Annotated in this window: 20 protein-coding genes and 3 pseudogenes; 11 read left to right on the top strand and 12 right to left on the bottom strand. The window is 42.9% G+C overall.

Annotation, left to right across the window (positions count from 1 at the left end; genetic code table 11):
* Positions 1-17 precede the first annotated feature (17 nt).
* Positions 18-458 carry a D-aminoacyl-tRNA deacylase gene (gene dtd / locus DCO44_RS11895; RefSeq protein ID WP_116762153.1) on the bottom strand — a complete coding sequence of 147 codons (441 nt, stop codon included), beginning with the start codon at positions 456-458 and terminating at the stop codon, positions 18-20.
* 156 nt (positions 459-614) lie between these two features.
* Between dtd and pncB the strand changes: the two genes are divergently transcribed.
* The 3 genes from pncB to asd all read left to right on the top strand — a co-directional run bounded on the left by pncB (position 615) and on the right by asd (position 3,629).
* Positions 615-1,823 (top strand): nicotinate phosphoribosyltransferase, encoded by a 1,209-nt coding sequence (pncB, locus tag DCO44_RS11890; protein WP_116762151.1) that lies wholly within the window; start codon positions 615-617, stop codon positions 1,821-1,823.
* Between the two features lie 109 nt (positions 1,824-1,932).
* Positions 1,933-2,781, top strand: coding sequence for a sulfurtransferase (locus DCO44_RS11885; protein WP_116762149.1), 849 nt, complete (start codon positions 1,933-1,935; stop codon positions 2,779-2,781).
* A complete protein-coding gene (asd, locus tag DCO44_RS11880) occupies positions 2,778-3,629 on the top strand; it encodes an archaetidylserine decarboxylase (RefSeq protein WP_116762147.1) in 852 nt (283 codons plus the stop codon). Before DCO44_RS11885 ends, asd begins: the two co-directional genes overlap by 4 nt.
* 87 nt (positions 3,630-3,716) lie before the next feature.
* On the opposite strand, the gene phoR is transcribed toward asd, so the two are convergent.
* From phoR to DCO44_RS11865, 3 genes are all read right to left on the bottom strand, one after another.
* The gene (phoR, locus tag DCO44_RS11875) at positions 3,717-5,075 is read right to left on the bottom strand and encodes a phosphate regulon sensor histidine kinase PhoR (RefSeq protein ID WP_116762145.1); all 1,359 of its coding nucleotides are present in this window, start codon (positions 5,073-5,075) and stop codon (positions 3,717-3,719) included.
* A gap of 10 nt (positions 5,076-5,085) precedes the next feature.
* Positions 5,086-5,796 (bottom strand): phosphate regulon transcriptional regulator PhoB, encoded by a 711-nt coding sequence (gene phoB, locus DCO44_RS11870; protein WP_116762143.1) that lies wholly within the window; start codon positions 5,794-5,796, stop codon positions 5,086-5,088.
* Positions 5,797-6,016: 220 nt separating this feature from the next.
* The gene (locus DCO44_RS11865) at positions 6,017-6,703 is read right to left on the bottom strand and encodes a TetR/AcrR family transcriptional regulator (protein WP_116762141.1); all 687 of its coding nucleotides are present in this window, start codon (positions 6,701-6,703) and stop codon (positions 6,017-6,019) included.
* A gap of 211 nt (positions 6,704-6,914) precedes the next feature.
* Here DCO44_RS11865 and DCO44_RS11860 point away from each other — a divergent pair, with 211 nt between their 5' ends.
* The gene (locus DCO44_RS11860) at positions 6,915-7,754 is read left to right on the top strand and encodes an SDR family NAD(P)-dependent oxidoreductase (protein ID WP_116762139.1); all 840 of its coding nucleotides are present in this window, start codon (positions 6,915-6,917) and stop codon (positions 7,752-7,754) included.
* 53 nt (positions 7,755-7,807) lie between these two features.
* Here the strand turns inward: DCO44_RS11860 and DCO44_RS11855 are convergent, their stop codons facing one another.
* The 5 genes from DCO44_RS11855 to DCO44_RS11835 all read right to left on the bottom strand — a co-directional run bounded on the left by DCO44_RS11855 (position 7,808) and on the right by DCO44_RS11835 (position 13,055).
* Complete coding sequence (locus DCO44_RS11855; protein ID WP_116762137.1) at positions 7,808-9,175, bottom strand: MATE family efflux transporter; 1,368 nt, start codon at positions 9,173-9,175, stop codon at positions 7,808-7,810.
* Between the two features lie 127 nt (positions 9,176-9,302).
* On the bottom strand, positions 9,303-10,457 hold the full coding sequence (locus DCO44_RS11850) for a methionine aminotransferase (RefSeq protein WP_116762135.1): 1,155 nt from the start codon (positions 10,455-10,457) through the stop codon (positions 9,303-9,305).
* Positions 10,458-10,558: 101 nt separating this feature from the next.
* Complete coding sequence (locus tag DCO44_RS11845; RefSeq protein WP_116762133.1) at positions 10,559-11,863, bottom strand: DUF445 domain-containing protein; 1,305 nt, start codon at positions 11,861-11,863, stop codon at positions 10,559-10,561.
* Positions 11,864-11,878: 15 nt separating this feature from the next.
* Positions 11,879-12,457, bottom strand: a complete 579-nt coding sequence (locus DCO44_RS11840; protein WP_116762131.1) for a CC0125/CC1285 family lipoprotein — start codon at positions 12,455-12,457, stop codon at positions 11,879-11,881.
* Between the two features lie 58 nt (positions 12,458-12,515).
* The gene (locus DCO44_RS11835) at positions 12,516-13,055 is read right to left on the bottom strand and encodes a DUF924 family protein (RefSeq protein WP_116762129.1); all 540 of its coding nucleotides are present in this window, start codon (positions 13,053-13,055) and stop codon (positions 12,516-12,518) included.
* 316 nt (positions 13,056-13,371) lie between these two features.
* On the opposite strand from DCO44_RS11835, the gene gshA reads away from it, so the two are divergent.
* Both gshA and DCO44_RS11825 read left to right on the top strand, forming a co-directional pair.
* Positions 13,372-14,949, top strand: a complete 1,578-nt coding sequence (gene gshA / locus DCO44_RS11830) for a glutamate--cysteine ligase (RefSeq protein ID WP_116762127.1) — start codon at positions 13,372-13,374, stop codon at positions 14,947-14,949.
* Positions 14,950-14,967: 18 nt separating this feature from the next.
* Entirely contained in the window at positions 14,968-15,483 is a 516-nt protein-coding gene (locus DCO44_RS11825; RefSeq protein WP_116762125.1) for a disulfide bond formation protein B, read from the top strand.
* A gap of 60 nt (positions 15,484-15,543) precedes the next feature.
* On the opposite strand, the gene DCO44_RS11820 is transcribed toward DCO44_RS11825, so the two are convergent.
* Complete coding sequence (locus DCO44_RS11820; RefSeq protein WP_116762123.1) at positions 15,544-16,875, bottom strand: alpha/beta fold hydrolase; 1,332 nt, start codon at positions 16,873-16,875, stop codon at positions 15,544-15,546.
* A gap of 243 nt (positions 16,876-17,118) precedes the next feature.
* On the opposite strand from DCO44_RS11820, the gene DCO44_RS11815 reads away from it, so the two are divergent.
* The 5 genes and pseudogenes from DCO44_RS11815 to DCO44_RS11800 all read left to right on the top strand — a co-directional run.
* Complete coding sequence (locus tag DCO44_RS11815) at positions 17,119-17,703, top strand: YqiA/YcfP family alpha/beta fold hydrolase (RefSeq protein ID WP_116762121.1); 585 nt, start codon at positions 17,119-17,121, stop codon at positions 17,701-17,703.
* 14 nt (positions 17,704-17,717) lie between these two features.
* Positions 17,718-19,598, top strand: a complete 1,881-nt coding sequence (gene parE / locus DCO44_RS11810) for a DNA topoisomerase IV subunit B (RefSeq protein ID WP_116762119.1) — start codon at positions 17,718-17,720, stop codon at positions 19,596-19,598.
* Positions 19,598-20,155: a DUF6714 family protein gene (locus DCO44_RS11805; protein ID WP_116762117.1), complete on the top strand. Its 558-nt coding sequence runs from the start codon at positions 19,598-19,600 to the stop codon at positions 20,153-20,155. Before parE ends, DCO44_RS11805 begins: the two co-directional genes overlap by 1 nt.
* A gap of 234 nt (positions 20,156-20,389) precedes the next feature.
* Positions 20,390-20,557, top strand: a pseudogene (locus DCO44_RS17005) (urea ABC transporter substrate-binding protein); the annotation flags it as partial.
* Positions 20,531-20,802 (top strand): annotated as a pseudogene (locus DCO44_RS11800) (ABC transporter ATP-binding protein); the annotation flags it as partial. The pseudogenes DCO44_RS17005 and DCO44_RS11800, both read left to right, overlap by 27 nt.
* A gap of 69 nt (positions 20,803-20,871) precedes the next feature.
* Here the strand turns inward: DCO44_RS11800 and DCO44_RS11795 are convergent.
* A complete protein-coding gene (locus DCO44_RS11795; protein WP_116762115.1) occupies positions 20,872-21,522 on the bottom strand; it encodes a phospholipase D family protein in 651 nt (216 codons plus the stop codon).
* Positions 21,523-21,534: 12 nt separating this feature from the next.
* A pseudogene (locus DCO44_RS11790) lies at positions 21,535-21,661 on the bottom strand (IS5/IS1182 family transposase); the annotation flags it as partial.

Here is a 21,661-nt window from a genome sequence, read left to right as displayed (position 1 = left end):
TTTTATTGCGGAATTTTTCATTCAACTTCAAGCTGAAAAGTCACAGGACCGTCATTAATTAAATGCACTTTCATGTCTGCTGCAAAAATGCCCGTTTGTACTTGTTCAAACTGAGATTTGGCATAGTCCACCAATTGTTCATACAAGACTTTGGCGGCATCGGGTGGCATTGCAGGACCAAAATCTGGGCGTAAGCCCTTTTGCGTTTGTGCCATGAGGGTAAATTGTGATACCAAGAGCAAACCACCTTGTGCTTGAGTCAAATTCCAGCCCATTTTGCCTTGTTCATCATCAAAAATACGGTACTTGAGGATTTTATCAATCAGCTTTTTGCCTTTTTCAAGCTGATCCTCTTTGCCGAGTCCCAAAAAGACCAGCAACCCATGTTGAATTTCACCCGTAACTTGACCGTCGACGATCACTTTGGCTTCAAGTACTCGCTGTAATAAAGCACGCATGAGAATCCCTCAATGTTAATGTGGCAGGCATTGTAGCAAAGATGACTTTAGCAGGGGTTTTGAGACATCTTGATTTGGTGAGTTTTCTGCAATCAATGGCTTTTTTCAGCTTGAAAGTGTGCTTTAATGCTAGAAGTTGATAAAAACTGAACCTTTATGTCTGCAATTATTCACTCACTCCTCGATACTGACTTATATAAGTTCACCATGTTACAAGTGGTGCTGCACCAGTTCCCGCAAACACATAGTGTTTACCACTTCCGTTGCCGTAATTTGGATGAAACGGTGTATCCCTTGGTGGATATTTTGCAAGATTTGAATGAGCAGCTAGATTATTTGTGTCAGCTTCGGTTTAAAGAAGATGAATTGCAATATTTGCGTGGCTTACGTTTTATTAAAAGTGACTTTGTCGATTATCTAGAATTATTCCAGTTAAAACGCCGCTTTATTCATGCAGATGTCGATCAAGAAGGTCGATTAGACATTTGGGTGGAAGGCCCCATGGTGCAAGCCATGATGTTCGAGATTTTTGTTTTGGCGATTGTGAATGAACTGTACTTCAAACGCATTCGTACGCCAGAAGTGCTCGAAGAAGGCGAGCGTCGCCTCAAAGCCAAAATTGAATTTATTCAACAGTGTGAACAGCAGCAGCGCCCAGAAGATCCGCCTTTCTTGGTATCGGATTTTGGTACCCGTCGTCGCTATAGTTTGACTTGGCAAAGGCAGGTGATTCAGGCATTTCACCAAGCAGTACCGAATGTTTTTCGTGGCACCAGTAATGTGTTGTTGGCAAAAGAATTGGGGATTTCACCCATTGGCACCATGGCGCATGAGTTTTTACAAGCTTTTCAGGCGCTAGATGTGCGGCTGCGCGATTTCCAAAAAGCAGCATTAGAGACTTGGGTACAAGAATACCGTGGGGATCTAGGCATTGCCCTGACCGATGTGGTGGGAATGGATGCTTTCCTGCGCGATTTCGATTTGTATTTTGCCAAATTATTCGATGGTTTGAGACATGACAGTGGTGACCCTTTTGTTTGGGGGGATAAAGCCTATGCGCATTACAAAACCTTGAAAATTGACAGTAGAACCAAAATGCTGACCTTTAGTGATGGTTTAGATTTACAAAAAGCCTGGGCATTACATCAATATTTCAAAGACCGTTTCAAAGTGAGCTTCGGCATTGGCACCAATCTGACCAATGATATGGGGCAGACTCCATTGAATATTGTATTGAAGTTGGTGGAATGTAATGGACAATCGGTGGCGAAAATTTCAGATAGTCCAGGCAAAACCATGACCGATAACGATACCTTCTTGGCCTACTTACGTCAGGTTTTTCAAATTACAGAGCCTGTGCATTAATTGATTTATATTGCTGATTTTCTGCAATGATCTCTAGGAAAATCGGCAGTTGGTAGACATGGGCTTATGCTAAGATCAAGCTGTTGCCAGAACAAAACGTGTAAAAAAGATGACGGAATCTACGCTAAATTTGGGTTTATTAATCGAGGTGGAAGAGCTACTTCCACATTTAGACAATGAAAAATTACGTATCGTGGATTTAAGTCGACGTTCAGTTTATGAGCAGCTACATATTCCACATGCCATTCCACTTAAGCCCGCACAATTGCTGCGCCAAGAAGAAAATACCACAGGATTATTACCTGATGCTGAAGGCTTGACTGCGCTGATTCAGTATTTGAATATTAGCCCTGAGCATCATGTGGTGGTTTATGATGATGAAGGTGGTGCTTGGGCAGGACGCTTGATCTGGAATTTGCATTGCTTAGGTTTTTATAATACCTCGCTGCTCAATGGCGGTATTCATGCATGGTTAGGGCAAGGTTTGCCCACCACTTCAGAACAGGAGCAATTCGCCCCTGTAGAATCCTTAGTGCAAGTCAATTTGGCTGCGCAAGATCAAGTCCGAATTGAATATCCCGAGTTGCTGTCTTTGGTACAGCAAAACGCCATTCAGCTTTGGGATTGTCGAACTGAAGATGAATATACGGGTTTAAGATTAGCAGCGCGACGCGGTGGTCACATTCCAAATGCGCGCCATTTTGAATGGAGTACTGCACTTAACCGTGAAAATCATTTAAAATTGCATGCTTTAGAACGCACACAACAACGCTTAGAACAACAAGGTTTCAATTTACAAGAACCTGTCGTGGTGTACTGCCAGTCACATCATCGTTCAGGTTTGGCTTATATTTTGGGTCGTGTATTGGGTTGGAATATTCGAGCTTATGATGGTGCGTGGAGTGAATGGGGCAATCGCCTCGATAGTCCAATCGTTACTGGAGAGTTACCGTCTTGAGCCTCACCTCACGTTTAACAAAACAATTTTTTATTCAGGCGCAACGCGTTGTGCCACAACATCAACTCTCGCGTGTGGTCGGTAAGATTGCTGCCAGTGAACATCCATTGATTAAAAACACGGCAATTTCTGCATTTAAAGCGCAATATGGCATTGATATGTCGATTGCAGAGCAAAAAAATGCGTTGAAATACAAATCATTCAATGAGTTCTTTACCCGTGCTTTGCAAGAGGGTGTGCGTGAGATTGATACCGATGAGACGAGCATTGTGTCACCTGCCGATGGGGCAATTTCACAATTGGGGCATATTGAGTCTGGCGAAGTGTTCCAAGCCAAAGGGCAAAGTTTTTCGGTTGAAAAACTGATTGCGGATCCTCAATTAGCAGAGCCATTCAAACAGGGTGAATTTGCAACGGTATATTTATCTCCGCGCGATTATCACCGTGTACATATGCCGTTTGCAGGTACGCTCACCGAAACTTTATATGTGCCGGGTGAATTGTTCTCTGTGAACCAGACCACGGCTGAAAATATTCCAGGTTTGTTTGCACGTAATGAGCGTATGGTGTGTTTGTTTGATACCGAATTGGGTCGTATGGCCGTGGTGTTAGTCGGTGCGATGATTGTGGCAGGCATTGAAACGGTTGCGACAGGCAAAGTGAAACCGACTGGGCGTTTAGAGTTAAACCAGCACAATCTTTTCCTTGAAAAAGGTGCAGAGCTAGGGCGTTTTTACTTAGGTTCAACCGCGATTGTTTTATTTGAACACAATAAAATGCAGTGGGATGCGCAGTTTAAAGCCAATTCGACGGTAGTGATGGGCGAAGCATTGGGGCATACCCTGTAATGATGCCTTTGAGATGGTTGTCGTATGCAACCATCTCAATCCCTATTTTTTAAATCATATAATAATCATTGCTGAATAAAACAATTTTTAGCTCATGTGATACAGGCGCTCTTTCGGGAACACCACTTTAAAGGTCGAGCCTTGATTCTCTTTGGATTCAATTTCTAAATGTGCGTTGTGCTGCATCAGTACGTGTTTCACAATCGCCAGTCCTAAACCCGTTCCACCTGTTTGACGACTACGTGCGCTATCCACACGATAAAAGCGTTCGGTTAAGCGTGGCAAATGTTTTGGATCAATCCCAATACCTGTATCTTCAACCGTGAAATAACCATGTTCGCCATCATCATGCCAACCCATGGTAATGGTACCGCCTTTCGGGGTGTATTTAATCGCATTGGTAATGAGATTGCTAAACGCACTGGCCAATTCGGTATCTGAACCAATGAGGTCGCAATGACTGTCGATGTCCAGATTCAGGGTATGGCCATAATCCACGTTATACGCCTGCGCATCATCGAATAACTGATTCATCAGGCTTGGCATTTCAATAATCTGGTTTTTGGCAATTTGTTTGTTATTTTCCAAACGGGATAATAGCAACAAATCATTGACCAAGGCATTCATGCGTTTGGTCTGTGCCTGCATTTGCTCAAACGCACGCTTCCAGCGTGGATTTAAATCTTCTTGGTCGGTAAAGGTTTCAATATAACCACTGAGCACCGTTAAAGGCGTGCGTAATTCATGTGAAATATTATCGACAAAATCTTTACGCATTTGCTCCAGATTGTGCATCCGAGTCACGTCATACGCCACTAAAAGACGGCTTTCACCGCCAAAGCGAGTCATTTTGATTTGTACGTAATGATCTTCAAACACTGAGGATTTCATTTTAATTCCGTCAGGAATTTGATCGCTTTGTTTGAAATATTCAATAAAACTCGGCTGGCGCAGAATAGTCATGATATTGCGACCACGATCTAGCGCCTGAATACCGAGTAGTTTTTCCGCCGCGGGATTCCACCATTCAATTTGATGTGACTCATCAATTAACACCACCGCTTCTGCCAGTGCCACCAATGAAGATTGTGCACGGTCAATCAAGCCGACCATTTCAGCTTGAACAATACGTTCTTGGCGCTGTGCACGATAGACATTAAATAATAATGCCCCCCAAATACCGTTTAAATTAGGCGGAACATCATAAGGACGGTTGGAAATCCATTCATTGACCAAGTACAAAGAACGCAATTGGAAACCAAAAAAAATGGTAAAAGCGGTAAAAATACAAACCCAAAAATACCCGATGCCAAACCCGATCAAGCTTGCAATGAGCAGTAGAAACGCCAGTAAACGTAAATCTTGTTTGGCAAATATCCATAAACTGCTGTAACGGAATTTTTGATGCTCACGCGCCAGTTCGGGGACAGGGTAGGGTTCATACATAAAACTAAAATTAACCTAAAGCTACATCAGCACGAGTGGAGAAGCGGTAACCCGTTCCACGCACGGTTTGAACAAAACGGTCTGCACCATAGGGTTCTAAGACTTTGCGTAAACGACGAATATGGACGTCAATGGTACGATCTTCAATATAGACATTGCCACCCCAAACCTGATCAAGCAATTGCGCACGGGTATAAGCACGTTCAGGATGCGTCATGAAGAAGGCCAGCAAACGATATTCAGTTGGCCCCATTTCTAGAATGTTATTGCTAAAACTGACGCGTTGGCTGACTGGATCAAGTAATAAACCATTGGCATCAATGGTTTTTTCGCCGCTTAGAGCATTGGCGCGACGCAGCACTGCTTTAATGCGCGATACCAATTCACGCGTCGAAAAAGGTTTGGTCATGTAGTCATCTGCACCTGCATCGAGACCTTGGACTTTATGGTCTTCTTCTCCGCGCGCAGTCAGCATAATCACAGGAATTTCAGATAAGTTTTCATCGCGTTTAAGGCGACGACAAAGGTCGACACCGCTGACACCACCAGGCATCATCCAGTCGAGCAGAATTAACGCTGGGCGTTGATCGACAATCATTTGATGCGCCTGTTTTGCATCTTCTGCCTGTAAGCATTGAAAGCCTGCCATATCCAAAGAGGTATGAATCATCTCTCGAATTGGAAGTTCGTCATCGACGATTAGTATGTAGTCATCTTTCACAACGCAATATCCTATTGATGATAACGGTAGGCCGTTTTTTATTTATGACAGGCTTATTACAAAGATTAATTATGACAGTATCATTGCAGAATAGGGCAGAATCCCAATTTTCGCAAAGTTTTGTGACAATTTTTAGTCGAATTCATGAACAATTTTAGACAGGCGTAGAGGCGGTCATAAAATTAGAGTCAATTTTTTGTAAAAATTAAATATCTGTAATTTAATTTTTTTTCTCAGAAAATGATTCGAGTAGGGCTAAAAAAACCACTCGACACGATGCCAATACATCTTCCAGAGACTGTTTAAAGCCACTGATGACCCAACGAATCGCAATCTGGGTAACATAACCATTTAAGCCTGTAGAAACCCATGAAATTTCACGTTCTGAATGCGGGATATTCGGCATCATCAACATGACAAAAGCATGAATCATACGGTCAAAACGCAACATGGTTTCGTGAATGGTGGCTTGGTTATGCAGTTCTTGCACCAGCATGGCATCGATATAAATAATACGCGCCATCCGCGGGTTATCTTTGAGCGTGGTGAGTAGGGCGGTTAAGCCAGCATCGACCATTTTTTCATGACTGTTTGAGGCTTGCATAATCGCTTGCATAACGTTCTGTTGCAGTTCATCAATCAGTTTTAAAAAGATAGTTTGGAAGAGTTGATCACTCTTTTTAAAGGATTCATAAAAATAGCGTTCGGTCAGTTTGGCTTCATTGCAAATGTCTTTGACCGTGACGGCAAAAAAACCATGGGTGCCATAAACTTCAATCCCCGCTTCGATGAGTTTTTCACGGCGTGCCTGCTGACGCTCAGTCAAAGAGAGTCCTTTAAACTGGCGTTCTTTATTTTTTAACGGTTGGTTATTTTTTCCTGCATCGTTGGTATTGGAATAAGTCATAAAGATAAAACGTAGCAAAGACCGCCTATAGTTTAACAATAATTGCTGCAAATGCCTAAATTAAACGCGGAGTTTGGCCGAAAGGAGATTCATCAGACATTTATTGACAATGGTTATTGTCAAATTTATATTGAGAGAGTCTTTCGCATCATGCATAAAAGAATGGGGGGTAGCTTTGTCATACCGCCTTAGGAACCAATAAGGAAAGAAAATGAAAACATTTAACAATAAAGTCGCCGCTGTAACAGGTGCGGGTTCAGGGATTGGTCAACAGTTGGCATTACTTTTAGCTCAACAAGGTTGTCACCTTTCTTTAAGTGATATTAATGAGCAAGGTTTGGCAAAAACCGTAGAATTACTCAAAGACAGCAATGTTCGAGTGACCACCAAAAAACTGGATGTGTCTGATCGTGAAGCCATGCGTACTTGGGCAGAAGAAACAGTACAAAATCATGGTTCAGTCAATATGATTTTTAACAATGCTGGGGTGGCGTTGGGCTCGACAGTAGAAGGTGCGAGTTATGATGAACTAGAATGGATTGTGGGGATTAATTTTTGGGGTGTGGTGTACGGGACCAAAGAGTTTTTGCCTTTGATTAAGCAAACAGGCGATGGTCATATCATCAACATTTCTAGCTTATTCGGTTTAACGGCTCAACCTACCCAATCGGCTTATAATGCCACCAAGTTTGCGGTTCGTGGTTTTACCGAATCCTTACGTCAGGAACTGGATATTGAAAACTGTGGGGTTAGCGCGCTGTGTGTACATCCAGGTGGAATTCGCACCAATATTGCCAATGATGCGCGTATGAATGACAGCTTGCGCAGCTTGGGGATGAATCCAGAAAAATCGGCACGCACATTTAACAAGTTATTACGTATTCCACCAGAAGAAGCTGCACGTCAAATTTTAGCTGCGGTGCAAAAAGATAAGCGTCGTGTGTTAATTGGCAACGATGCAAAATCGTTAGATCTGATTCAGCGTATTTTGCCAACAGGCTATCAAAAAGTGACGGCTATGGCGACGACGTTGAGTAAACGTTTTAAATAAAAGGTGATACGTGTTGATCTGAGGATCAGCACGTTTTTTCAGCCAATCAGCCATTAAATTAAGATTTGTATGGTTTTCTTTTTCCAGACAAATTGATAATACAGACCTTGCATCACACATAGGCAGACAAAGGCAAGTGCATAGGCATACCATATACCTTGCAGTCCCCACCAGTCACTAAATAAATAAGCGCAGGGGACTTCAATAGCAATAATGGCAACAATGTTGATGATCATCGGAACGGTGACGGTACCACTGGCACGCATAATCGACGCGAAAATTGCGCTGGCACCAAAGAATAAAATGGACCATAACACAATAAACAAAAGCTGTTGACCAAGCTCGACCACAGCATGATCTGTAATAAAAAGCGCCATCAGATATTTTGAAAATAGATAACCTAAAACCACCAATAAACCTGTAATCGCAATATTCATCCCAAGTGCGGTACGTGTAACTTTGGCGAGTAATTCTGACTTTCCAGCGCCAATTGCTTGTGCTGCAAAAATCGATGCAGCAATGGCAATCGAAAGTGCAGGGAACTGGATATAATTCAGAACCTGATTCACTGCCCCATAGGCAGCAGTCGCATCAGCACCATGACGATTGACCAACCCGACAATCACCAAACCAGCAACCGAAGTCGTGACCATTTGCACCCCAGTTGGAATACCAAGGCGTAAAATAATTTGACTGAGTTGGCGGTCAAAACGAATATGGCGCAGCATTTGCGCGTCGAGTCTGAGCGGGTGTTGTTTATAAGCCAGATAAAAATATAAAAAAATCAGAACAGAAATAAAACCTAAGGTCGATGCAATTGCAGGTGCAACAATTCCCAGTCGAGGAAAGCCCCAATAGCCTGCAATCAAGACAGGAGTCACACAAAGGCCCACTAAAATGGTCATGCCCGAGGCGATTAAAGGGGTCGTGCTATCGCCCACACCGCGTAAAATGGAGGTATAAATAATATAGATAAATAATAAGGGGCTACCTGCGAGCATCCACTGCACATAAGGCAAGGACAAATGCATGACGGCTTCATCTGTGCCCAACGCCAATAACACATGACGGGCAAACAATACCCCCAGTAAGGCAATGATGCTTCCACCAATCAGGGTCATGAATAGGGTCGAGCCGACGACCGCCCGCACTTTTTCTATATTCTGTGCACCCCATGCCTGTCCGATCAATACAGTTGAGCCTGCGGACAAGCCAATTACAAAGGCCATTAAAAAGAACAAAATCGGAAAAAATACTGCTACTGCGGCAATCGCCTGTACCCCCATCATCTGCCCGACAAAGACCGTATTAATTGTCCCTGATAGGTTTTGCAGAATATTGGTGGCAATCAACGGCATCAGGAAAATAAAAAAGGCTTTCCATAGCTTTTGATGTTGCACCAAAGGGTTGTGTGCCGACATAGATGATCCTGTGCTCTTTTTATCGTATTGTTTCAGCTTACCCTAGCACAGTTAGCATAGAAAAAATGGATGTATTTCAGTAAACAAAGCCATATTGCATCAGTTGTTTTTTACGCTTGGATTGGCTTTATACCGCACTAAGAATTTGGGTGGCTTGGGTCAAGGTCTGTTCAGTTTTGGCGAAACAAAAACGAATCAGTTTTAAATCTTCAGGTGGTTGTTGATAAAACACAGAAATCGGAATGGCGACAATGCCATGCTGTTCGGCAAGGAAGTGGCACATGTCAACATCATTCAAATCGGGGCGAATCGCACGATAATCCAGATTTTGGAAATAGGTGCCTTGAGAGGGCGTCAATGTAAATCGGGAAGTTGCTAATCCTGCATTAAATAAATCACGTTTTTGCTGATAAAAATAAGCAAGCTGCTGAATATGTTCAGGATGTTCTTGCATGTACTGTGCTAAAGCGACTTGAACTGGCGTGACTCCACAAAAATTGGAAAATTGATAAACTTGACGAAAGACCCGCATCAACTCAGGGGCAGCCACACAATACCCTGTTTTCCAACCCGTCACATGGAAGGTTTTTCCAAATGAACCGACCACAAAACACCGTTCACGCAGCTCTGGAAAAGACAAAGCTGAATAGTGCTGTTGTCCATCGTATACCAAGTGTTCATAGACCTCATCTGAGAGCACCACAATATTTCGATTTTGGATCAGTTGAATCAACTGTTGCCAATCTTGCTTGGACCAAATCGCCCCCGTTGGATTATGTGGTGTATTGACAATGATCATGCGGGTTTTGGCATTAATTGCGTTGGCAACTCGGTTCCAGTCCACATGAAAATGCGGTGCCATTAAAGGAATATGAATCGCTTTTGCACCGACCAAAGCAATACTTGGTGCGTAGCTGTCATAGCTTGGATCAAACACAATGACTTCATCACCTGCATTTACAAGGGCTTGAATGGCACTAAATAAGGCGATGGTCGCCCCAGGTGTAATGGTGATTTCATGGACAGGATCGAGATTCAGTTGATCGCGCTGTAGAAACTGTTGCGCGACTTGTTGGCGTAGGCTGAGTAAACCATCGCCTGCTGCATATTGATTAGATCCGTGTAAGGTTGCATGGCTCAAGGCTTCAACCAAGGCTTGTGGTGGCGCAAAGTCGGGAAAGCCTTGTGATAAATTGAGTGCATTCAGCCGTTGTGCCATGGCAGTCATCTGGCTAAAAATCGTGACCCCTTGTGCAGGGAGTTTGGAATGAATTTCAAGCATGACCGCAGACTCAAGGAAGAATAAACCGATTTAATTTAGCATGTTGCAAGGTTTGTACAAGTTTAAATCTATTTATTTCTTTGTCTGAGTCGTATCGTGAATTAGAGCAAATAATCGACCACAGCACGGATAATCCCCAGTGCGAGACCAATAAAGGCCCCCACCACCACGCCGTTGACACGAATCATGTGCAGGTCGCCACCGACTTCATTTTCAATTTTACCAATCATCTCGCGTGAGTCCCATTCATGAATGCGTTCGCTAATAAAACGAATCACTTTTTCACTGTATTGATCACTCAAATTAACCGCCAAACCACTCATGCGATCATTCAATAACTGGCGGACAGCCTGATTGGCAATGATGTTTTCCCCGACCTGTTGAATCGCCACGCGTAGATTGGCTGCAATACCCGAATCAGGCTGCATTAAATCGGCTTTGATGGCATCACATAAAATCACCACCGCACCGCGAATAAAATTCAGCACTTGAGGGCTATCCAGTAAGGCATCTTTACCCTGATTCAGGCGTTGGCTTGCTGCACTGTTCCGATCGGTTAATTGCAGCATCAGTTCTTGGGCCGTTTCTTCAATCTGTTGTCGCCAAGGATGTTCTGGATTGGCGAGCATGGATTCTACCCGTTCAATCAGTGAGTCAATGGTGCGTTGTTGCACATCAATCCCAATCCAACTGGCGCCTTTGGCCAATTTAGAGACTCCCAGTTCTTTAAACAGCTTTTGTGTGAGTTCACGGGTTTGCTCTGGATGGTGGATCATCCAGTCATGTACGACATCGAGACCACGTTGCAATACATCTTGGTGGAAGTCATTTTCAATCACGGCACGCAGCATTTCACTGGCCAGCATGTTGATATTGGTGTTGCGCACCCATTGCACGCTATTGTTTTGAATAAAGCGTCCAATCTGTTCTTGCCCAACAAAGTCAAAGATTTTCGGGACGGTTTGCTGAATCACTTGCGTCACTTGCGTGTTGTTATGCGGATTGGCTAACCATTGACCGACGGCCAGACTCAAGTCGATATTTTGAAGACTACGTTCGACCACTTGGGGAGAGAGAAAATTTTCCTGTACAAAACGCCCCATGGACTCGGCAATGCGGGCTTTGTTGCGGGGAATAATTTCGGTATGGTCAAGTAAGAACTTGGGAATTGGCATTTTGCCAAAAGGATTGCGAAACAGTACCGTAATGGCATACCAGTCTGCTAATCCACCGACCATACCTGCTTCTGCGGACAACATGAGAATATGAATCAGCCAAGCGTATTCGGGCATGAATTTGGCGAGTACCATGAGCACAATCCATGTCATGACCGCCAGCAATAAAGCGATATTTGCGAAGCGTTTACTCCGTTGCAAGCTTTCAGAACTGGTGGTCGCTACAGGCATAGAATGGTCCTAATTTTATTTTTGGGTTGGAGCAGATACTTCGGGTTGTGGTTGAATGACCTCACCTGTAGAGGTCAGTCCGTATTTTTGCCCTAAAGATTTTAGAATAAGCATCGCATCAAAAGCATCGCTTGGCACTTTATCCTGTTCTTTATAGCACTCAATCGTATACGAGACTTGTACAGGGTCAATATTTACCACCTGTGGTGTGTCGTAAAATGGGTCTGGCCAATAGCCTGGATAGCGGCGGTAATTGCCACGTGGATAGTAACCATAAGGGTAGAAAGACGGTGAGCGATACACGATAGCCTGACGGGGTGGTTTATTGGTCAAATTACTGGGGTCATCTAGCACTTTAAAATAGCGAAAGCCATTTTTAAGCGTCGTTTGTGCTGCTTTGACCAAGGTAATTTCTTCCGCAACGCCATAGTTCATATTCGGGTCGGCTTCAAAACTAATCCGATAGGTTTGCGTGTTCATGGGGTAGGTATTAAACCGTCCCAACTGATCGAAGGTTCGAGGTTTAGAAGGCGTAGAGGCACAGCCCACCAGCGCGAGTGTGAGAAGAGTCAGGGCAATAAGCTTAGTTTTCATGTTTATACTCCGCAGACTGCTGATGAAATAGGGGAGAAAGAAGACACATCGCTCAGGGTTAAAAATGGCTATTGGGTTGTGTCAAAAATTCTAATTCTTCAGCGCTAGATGATCGTCCTAGAATCTGATTTCGGTGTGGATAGCGTCCAAATCGGTCAATAATAGCTTTATGTTGTCGTTCAAATTCTAAGGCAATCGGATGTCCCAGTTGTTCAAATAATTTTAACCCAAATTCATGTACACGTTGCGACTCACTGTGCATAAAAGGCATATATAAGAAATAACGATGTTCTGGGCTAAGTTCTAAGTCATGTTGACCTAAAATGGCTTCTTGTGCCAACCCGAGCGCAAGTCCATCTTGTGCAAAGGCCTGTGCTTGATCACGAAATAAATTACGGGAAAATTGATCCAGAATAATCACTTCGGCAAGACGCCCTTCAGGCTGCTGGCGCCATTCCCACAGTTCAGCTAAAGCAGCTTGCTGATGTATCTGAGCAAACTTTTCTGCTAACATTTGATCAAATTCGCTACTTTGGGCAAACCAGTTTGGTTGAGTTTCAGGGGCAAACCAAAAGCTTAAAATATCCTGATAATTCATTTTTATTACAGATCCTTAGCACTTATTCTTCCATAAAATCATATTTTTTGGGTGTCTTATAGAGTAACTTTGTGATAAAAAATTGCCGCAATAGGTATACTTTTTAAGAAATTTTTATATTGACCTGTTGAACATAAGCGATGTTACCCATATTAATGCTACTGATCTGATTTATTGGATCTTTTCGACAGAAGCAGCAAATGCTGTGAATCTGTTTAAAAAATAGACAGCATATTATGTGGCGGCATCAAATCACAGTAGACTGATATAAACTGATGATTTTATTTTAGTAGTTCTTCCAAAAAGCGAGATGATAATGAATCAACCCGAATCGACCTCTCAAGCTGTACTTCCGACTTGGGTGGATTCTTCGCTGTTACAAGGGATGTTGCGTGGTGTAGAACGTGAAAGTTTGCGGATGCAAAGCAATGGTTTTTTATCGCAAGCCGATCATCCTAAAGCGTTGGGATCGGCATTGACCCATCCGCATATCACCACCGATTATTCAGAAGCCTTGATGGAGTTTATTACCCCTCCACAAGACAGTATTGCCAAAACCTTGTCTTATTTGACCGATATTCATGCTGTGGTGCATCGTCACTTAGAGAACGAAGAAAAACTTTGGCCTTTGTCGATGCCTTGTATGTTAGACAGTGAGGAAGACAATATTCGTTTGGCACAATATGGCAGTTCTAATATTGGCCGTTTCAAGACCTTATACCGTCATGGTTTAGGCATTCGTTATGGTCGCCGTATGCAGACCATTTCTGGGGTACATTATAATTTATCCTTCCCCGACAGCTTATTTAATGCATTACAACAACAAGAAACCGATGCTCATTTACGCCAACTGTCTGCACAAGATTACCGTAGCCATCGCTATTTTGGCCTCATTCGCAATTTTATTCGTTTAACGCCGTTGGTGATGTTTTTGTTGGGTGCAAGTCCGTCAGTGTGTAAATGCTTTATGACGGGGCGTGAGCATCATTTGCTACCGTTGTTAAAAGGGACGTTATATTTGCCTTATGCCACTGCTTTGCGCATGGGACGTTTTGGTTATCAGAATTCAGCGCAGAAGCAACTCGGCATTCACTATAATGACATTCAGGGCTATTTAGACGGTTTACAAAAAGCGGTCAAAACTCCGTATGCAGACTTTAGCCGTTTAGGGTTAAATGATGCGCAAGGTGAGCCAACCCAAATTAATGACCATGTCCTGCAAATTGAAAATGAGTACTACAGTCTGGTGCGACCAAAACAGGTGCCTCAAGCGGGTGAAACGCCTTCAGACGCTTTAGCGAATCGTGGCGTGGGCTATGTCGAGCTACGTGCGGTGGATGTGAATCCGTATAGTCCGATTGGGATTGATGAAAGCAGCGCAGGTTTTCTGGAAGTCTTGGCATTGTATTGTTTATTACAAGACAGTCCTGCGCTGTTAGATGCTGAGCAAGAACAGATTGAACAGAATCAGGCGGAAGTGGTCAATCGGGGGCGTGCACCGAATGCACACATTGTGGAAGATGGACAGGATTATCAGATTGAAGCTTGGTGTCAAAAACATCTTGATGCGATGCAACCCTTCGCAGAATTGCTGGATCAAGCCAATACCACGCAGTTGTATGTCCAAGCTTTACAACTGATGCAACAACGTATTGATGAGGTCGATCATACCCTTTCAGCACAGGTGATCGCAGATACCCTGACACATGGTGGAACGTGGAATTTTGGTAGCGTGATGGCTCAACAACATGCGGCAGTGTATGAACAGCATCAATTAAACCCTGAAACACAGGCCTATTTTGATGAACTGGCACAAACATCGCTACAACAGCAACAACAACTTGAACAAGATACTGACATCAGTTTTGACGAATATCTTGCACATTATCGATAAAAATTAAGAGGTTTGACCATGCAATGGAGTTTTCGCTTCGTGAGCGGGTTTTTAGTGATTGCCAGTATTGTGGGTATGGCGTTTGCGCTGTATCTCGAACATGTCCAAGGTTTGTCTCCATGCCCATTGTGCGTCTTTCAGCGTGTGGGTTTAATGGGGTTGGGCTTTATTTCCCTGATTGCGTTGATTCATAATCCAAAGTCTACGGTGGGAAAACGCATTTATGCCTTACTCGGTAGCTTGTCTATTTTATGGTCGGCAGGTGTTGCAGCACGCCATGTTTGGTTGCAGAACTTGCCGCCCGATCAGGTGCCGAGCTGTGGTCCAGGATTAAATTATCTGATTGATGCTTTGCCATTAAAAAGCGTGTTGGCACAAGTGCTCACAGGTTCAGGCGAGTGTGCGGTGATTGACTGGACATTCTTGGGACAGTCTTTGCCTGTATGGTCATTGTTATTTTTCGTGGTCTTGGCTGTGGTGAGCCTGTGGCAATTGGTGCGCCGTTATCCAACCGCAGCGAAAGCTAAAAAATAATAGCGACTTTGTTCAAGAGGTATCAAAAAGCCAACAGTTGTTGGCTTTTTTCATGTGGCATCAGGTCAGGGCAATGCCTTCCAAATCATCTAAACCAATCATATGTTCATGTGCATGCAGTTGATGATGTTGTGCTTTTTCAGGATAGAACCAATGCACAATTTGTTCTGCTACGCTGGAGTGGTATTGAATTTCTAAATGATTCAGACCGTAAAAAATGGCTTTATGTGATTCGGGTAATTTCAATTGAAAACGTGGATTGGGATGTTCGCCTAAAGCACTTTTTACACTGACCAAATAATCGCCAATTACTTTTAAGGTTTTGTTTTTACGGTGCTCAAATTCGAGTGTGCCTGCGACCAAATAGGTATTGATATGCGAAGGTAGAGGAGCAGGTTTACGGTTATCGTCAAAGAAACCAATCCGTGCTTCGTTATGCTCCCAATCGTCATCACGGACACTGCCATAACGTAAATCTAAAATACCATTACTGCGAATATTGACCAGATGCCCGACCAATTTCACAATCGGAAAGCGCCCCAGTTTTTCTTGAACCGCAAAACCAAATCGTTCCAGTGCTGCACCATGATGTGGTGAACCTAGACAGACCAAGTTTTCGACCATGTGCAGCCATTGATGCAGATTTTGTTTACCATAGAACAAGGCACTGCGGGCAACCAGTCCGCCCATACTATGCCCAATAATATCAATACTGGTAATGCGCGGGTTACGCTGAATCAGATCTTCTAAGGTATTGGCGAGGCTGCGTCCATTGGCCGAAATACGACGCCCTGTGTTGTAGTTTAAGTACAACATGGTGTTGTGGTCCCGTTGCGCCAGCAGTTTTTCGCCAAAACCCCCATTATTACGGTTGGTCCAGTCAAGATGGTTCATACACAGACCATGCACAAAAATCACCACCCGACCCGATAAATCGCCACGTTGGATTTCACCGTAGTGATCATAGAGCACCATCGGCAGTGCCATTGGATTATGATATTTCAGCAAATAGTCACCCAATACGCCATTCACCGCACCCACTAAAAAATGCAGAGTCGGAGTAAGCGGTTTTTCATGCAGTTTTGGGTATTTTTCTATAATTTGGCGTAGGCCTGGCGCTAAAAGATAATGTCCATAATTTTCTAATACACTCATGCTTAAGCGGTTAAATCGAGCAATTTGTGGGTGATTTTGCAAATTTTTGAATTCTTGCTCATCAAGACCAAAAATACTTGAGAAAATTTCCCGCTGAATGGTACGCATAAAATCTTGCACCACATTGTTGAGTGGCGTACTGAGTAATTGGGCCAGACCTTCCAGTAAATCTGCTTGGCTGGGAGGTGTCCGATCCCATTTACAATAAGTTTCATGCAGCGGTGTTAAACTCGGCATTTGTTGTTATCCTTGATGCTTTGTTTGTCTCATCTCAACGCTTTCATTTTGATTAAGATAGAGGTATAACTTTTTTCAGTTTTCATCATATCGAGAACAACTCGAATAATTTTAAAATACCGATGAAGATCATGAAATAGGGCTTATTTTGTCTAACAATTTGAGCCTTTCGACGAATTTAGAATAATCCTGCGTCAGAATGATGAAAAATGGATGAAGGGATAAGCTACGTAACCAGAAAATATGAATATTGTTTATATCCACGGCTTTCAAAGTGGTCCAAAATCAATCAAAGCACAGCAGCTACAACAGTATTGTGCACAAGATGATACATTGGCTGTCCATGTGCCCGACTTAAATATGCCACCTGAGCAAGCCCTACAAGTGTTACAAGATTTGGTACTTGCCCATCAGGATGTTGCTTTGGTCGGCAGTAGTCTGGGAGGCTTCTATGCGACACAATTGGTCGCAAGGCATGCGCTGCCTGCTGTTTTGATTAATCCAGCTATGCGACCATGGCAATTGTTTCGTGAGTTATTTGGGCAACAGCAACTTCCCTATCAGGTTAATCCTGCATGGACCTTGGATGAGGCACAATTGGACTATTTAGAGCAGATTGCAGTGCCAAATGTTCAGCAAGCAGACAAAGTGCTGGTGTTATTACAACAAGGCGACGATGTTTTAGATTATCGTGAAGCGGAACGTTATTATGCGTCGCAGCAACCGCGAGCTTTGGTCATGACCGAAGCGCATGGCAACCATGCCATGGATGATTTTGCTGCTAAAATCCCCATGATTTTACAATTTTTTTCGTCTTCCAGATTATAAGGAAATCGTACAACGTGTCTCAATATACCGCTCAATCGCTTGAAGTTTTATCTGGTTTGGACCCTGTCCGTCGTCGTCCAGGAATGTATACCGATACGTCTCGTCCGAACCATTTGGCTCAGGAAGTCATTGATAATGCGGTGGACGAAGCGCTGGCGGGGCATGCCAATAAAATTACGGTGACGGTATATAAAGATGGCTCCTTGGCTGTTGCGGACAATGGCCGTGGAATGCCCGTGGATATTCATCCTGAATATGGGCAAAGCGGGATTGAAATTATTTTAACCAAATTGCATGCAGGCGGAAAATTCAGTACCGATAACTACCAGTTTTCTGGAGGGTTACATGGTGTAGGCATTTCTGTCGTGAACGCTCTATCGACCCGTGTCGAAGTGGAAGTTCAGCGTCAAGGTAACCTCTACCAAATGGCATTCGAGCAGGGTGAACCTGTTGCACCTTTGACGGTGTTAGAGGGCAAAGCCCCTAAACGGGCCACAGGGACCTTGGTACATTTTTGGCCAGAAACGAAATATTTTGATTCTCCTAAATTTGCCCTAAAAGCGCTGAAACATAATTTAAAAGCCAAGGCGGTCTTAGCTGCTGGGCTACAAATTATTTATGTCGATGAAATCAACGACGAAAAAATTGAGTGGCAATTTGAAAATGGTTTGGTCGATTATTTAATGGACGAACTGGAAGACCGTGAAATTGTGCCTGCACCTGCATTTGTCGCTACTGGGGATGCTGAACGTGCCAGTGCAGAATTTGCCATTTGTTGGAATGCAGAAGGTGGCGAGCAAATTCAGGAAAGCTATGTCAACTTGATTCCAACGGCGCAAGGCGGAACGCATGTCAACGGCCTTCGTTCAGGGGTCACTGATGCTTTGCGTGAGTTTTGTGAGCTGCGTAATTTATTACCGCGTAACTTGAAACTGTCTGCGGAAGATGTTTGGGATGGCGTGAACTATATTTTGTCGCTGAAATTCCAAGAACCGCAATTTTCAGGGCAAACCAAAGAGCGCCTTTCTAGCCGTGAAGCTGCTGGTATTGTACAGAACATTGCCAAAGATGCTTTTGCACTGTGGTTGAACCAGCATTCTGAAATTGCCATGCAACTGGCAGAAATGGCGATTTCCAAAGCCGGTCGTCGTTTAAAAGCTGCGAAAAAAGTGGAACGTAAGAGAATCGTATCGGGACCTGCTTTGCCGGGTAAATTGGCGGATTGCGTCGGGCAAACCCGAGAAGATTCAGAACTGTTTATTGTGGAAGGAGATTCTGCGGGCGGTTCAGCCAAACAGGCACGGGATAAAAATTTCCAAGCCATCATGCCAATTCGCGGCAAGATTTTAAATACTTGGGAGGTCTCTTCCGATGAGGTGCTTGCTTCCCAAGAAGTGCATGATATCGCGATTGCGATCGGGGTTGATCCAGGCAGCGATGATTTATCCGAATTGCGTTACGGCAAGATTTGTATCTTGGCGGATGCCGATTCAGATGGTCTGCACATTGCCACACTGTTGTGTGCGCTGTTTGTGAAACATTTCCTCACCTTGGTTGAAGAAGGACATTTATATGTGGCGATGCCACCTTTGTTCCGTATCGATGACGGCAAAGACGTGCATTATGCCTTGGATGAAGAAGAGCTCGAGTCAATTCTGAAGAAAGCCAAAACCAAAAATCCGCAAATTACTCGCTTTAAAGGCTTGGGTGAGATGAATGCCAGCCAATTGCGTGAAACGACAATGGACCCGAACACCCGTCGTCTGGTGCAATTAGATTTGGACGATAGTCATTTAACCACGAGTTTGTTGGATAAGTTGTTGGCCAAGAAGCGTTCAGGTGACCGTAAACATTGGTTAGAGCAAAAAGGCAATCTGGCGGATATTGCGGTCTGATGAGAAAGTATCCTTCACCTGATGATATTCAGGAAATGCGTAAAAATGGCTATGATCTGATCACAATTGTAGAGGCTGAAGAACTCTTGCCACGCTGGCAAGAGTTAGAGCAAGTGAAACAAAAGATTTGTAGTGCTTTTGCTGGGGTCACCTTACAAGAGGGTGTTGGCTTATATCAGGCACAAGGGATAGATGATTATGCCAGCCAAGCACAGTGCTTGGCTTATCGTGCTAAAGATGAAAAATTAAATTGGAAAAATATCTCGATTGATGATTTGAATCGCTGTAACAGTAGCCTATCTTTTTTTGATGCTCAGGGTATGTTATTTCATTTGCCTGCCTTTTTATTGGCAAGTTTAAATGATGAGTATAGATTTGACTTAATTTTTACGCTAACACGACTAGGTCCTCATACGGACAGAAAATTCAGCTTATTCAATGCTGAACAGCGCTCTGCTGTGAGATCTTATCTTTTGTTCTTACTGGATGAACCTGATGAGGTTTATCACTATCCAAATATCTTGGAAGCTTTAGAACAATATTGGCAAGAAAAGTGAACCTATTTTAAAAATCAAAATCATTTCTTTATCAACAAATCCTATGATGGAAAGATGGACAAATTTTCATCATTTTAGGTCAGCAAGTATTTTTTGTATGCAATGATGTATACAAAATTAATAAATTAAATTTTAAAAATTAATATTATAAAACAACATCTTAATTAATTGTTATGGGGATTGAATACTCAGGGCAGACATAACCAAAAACATAAAATGCTTGGAGAATTGAAGATGTTCCAACAAAAATTATTGAGCCAAACCTTTTTGGCGGCAGAGATAGTAGGGAGTATGGCATTAACAGGTTGTTCAAAACCCGCAGAAAAAGCCGCATTTGAAGCCAAAGCACCCTCAGCCAGTGGCGATACCATTAAAGTGGGGATATTACCCATCAAGTCGGGACAAATTTATTGGATGGCAAAGACATTTCTCAATTGAGTCCTGAACAGCGAGGACGTGCGGGTTTGACTTATGTCCCGCAACGACGTGATATTTTTTCGACCTTAACCGTAGAAGAAAATATTTTAATTGGCATGGCGAAGTTCTCTGGTGCCAAAACCAAAAAAGTACCTGAATATCCGTATGACATTTTTCCTATACTGAATGAAATGAAGCATCGCTGTGGAGGGGATTTATCAGGGGGACAGCACAGCAATTGGTGATTTAAAAAATAACCTCTTAAGCTATTTGGGTAGTTTAAGAGGTTTTAATTCTAATTAAATACTCATATTTTCCGACCATAAAAAATAACCGCCATATTGGCTTGGTCTGAATTCTCCACCTACAGCTTTACCTTGTTCAGTTAAATAATGTTTACCATTTTCATTTAATTGCAATAGCCCTTTCTCGACAAAAATTTCTAAAAGATCACCTGTCTTGATTTTATGTTTTGCAGCTAATTTAGAAGAGGTAAGTTTAGTCAAGTGATCTGAATCTTCTTGGCTAGTCTCAGCTTTGGTTTGTTCGGATTTTACTTCATCTAAAGAAATTCGAACTTCATCGCTAATTCGAATAATTCTTTGCGCTTCTTCATAAGCATCTTTAAAAACTTGGATATCATCATTTTTCGAAATTAAAATGCCCATCTCATTATTATTGACTTGGCTAAACTCATAAAGGTTTAAGCTTGAAACAATACAGGTCTCTTCATTGAGATAGCATTTAGCATGTAAATTTTTACAAAAACTAATTCGAACATAATCCAGTTGTTGCATCCATTTAATTTCATCAGGATGCAAATCACTTTTGCCATAAATAATACGAATATCAATTTTTAAGCGGTTCTTATCTTCGAGTAATTCTTTAATACGATCATTGAGCCTCAAATAGGGACTAATCAGAATCAAACGTTCTTTGGCATTTTTTATTAGGGCGTGTCCTTATTTGGCTTTACACCAAATGAACATACAAGCAATGTAAATCATAGACTGATAATTTCGTGCCAGCTTATCAAATCGGGTTGCAATCGCTCGAAAATGTTTTAACCTCGCAAAGGCATTTTCAACT

It is taken from the genome of Acinetobacter sp. AM (assembly GCF_003105055.1).
Classification (GTDB): domain Bacteria; phylum Pseudomonadota; class Gammaproteobacteria; order Pseudomonadales; family Moraxellaceae; genus Acinetobacter; species Acinetobacter tibetensis.
This window is presented reverse-complemented; position numbering and strand designations above follow the sequence as displayed.

Coding starts and splice junctions, on each gene's coding strand:
- DCO44_RS11825 (WP_116762125.1), top strand. CDS start 14,968: ATGCAATGGAGTTTTCGCTTCGTGAGCGGGTTTTTAGTGATTGCCAGT.
- DCO44_RS11820 (WP_116762123.1), bottom strand. CDS start 16,875: ATGCCGAGTTTAACACCGCTGCATGAAACTTATTGTAAATGGGATCGG.
- dtd (WP_116762153.1), bottom strand. CDS start 458: ATGCGTGCTTTATTACAGCGAGTACTTGAAGCCAAAGTGATCGTCGAC.
- DCO44_RS11815 (WP_116762121.1), top strand. CDS start 17,119: ATGAATATTGTTTATATCCACGGCTTTCAAAGTGGTCCAAAATCAATC.
- phoR (WP_116762145.1), bottom strand. CDS start 5,075: ATGTATGAACCCTACCCTGTCCCCGAACTGGCGCGTGAGCATCAAAAA.
- DCO44_RS11855 (WP_116762137.1), bottom strand. CDS start 9,175: ATGTCGGCACACAACCCTTTGGTGCAACATCAAAAGCTATGGAAAGCC.
- gshA (WP_116762127.1), top strand. CDS start 13,372: ATGAATCAACCCGAATCGACCTCTCAAGCTGTACTTCCGACTTGGGTG.
- DCO44_RS11805 (WP_116762117.1), top strand. CDS start 19,598: ATGAGAAAGTATCCTTCACCTGATGATATTCAGGAAATGCGTAAAAAT.
- pncB (WP_116762151.1), top strand. CDS start 615: ATGTCTGCAATTATTCACTCACTCCTCGATACTGACTTATATAAGTTC.
- DCO44_RS11850 (WP_116762135.1), bottom strand. CDS start 10,457: ATGCTTGAAATTCATTCCAAACTCCCTGCACAAGGGGTCACGATTTTT.
- DCO44_RS11885 (WP_116762149.1), top strand. CDS start 1,933: ATGACGGAATCTACGCTAAATTTGGGTTTATTAATCGAGGTGGAAGAG.
- DCO44_RS11840 (WP_116762131.1), bottom strand. CDS start 12,457: ATGAAAACTAAGCTTATTGCCCTGACTCTTCTCACACTCGCGCTGGTG.
- DCO44_RS11860 (WP_116762139.1), top strand. CDS start 6,915: ATGAAAACATTTAACAATAAAGTCGCCGCTGTAACAGGTGCGGGTTCA.
- DCO44_RS11865 (WP_116762141.1), bottom strand. CDS start 6,703: ATGACTTATTCCAATACCAACGATGCAGGAAAAAATAACCAACCGTTA.
- DCO44_RS11845 (WP_116762133.1), bottom strand. CDS start 11,863: ATGCCTGTAGCGACCACCAGTTCTGAAAGCTTGCAACGGAGTAAACGC.
- DCO44_RS11835 (WP_116762129.1), bottom strand. CDS start 13,055: ATGAATTATCAGGATATTTTAAGCTTTTGGTTTGCCCCTGAAACTCAA.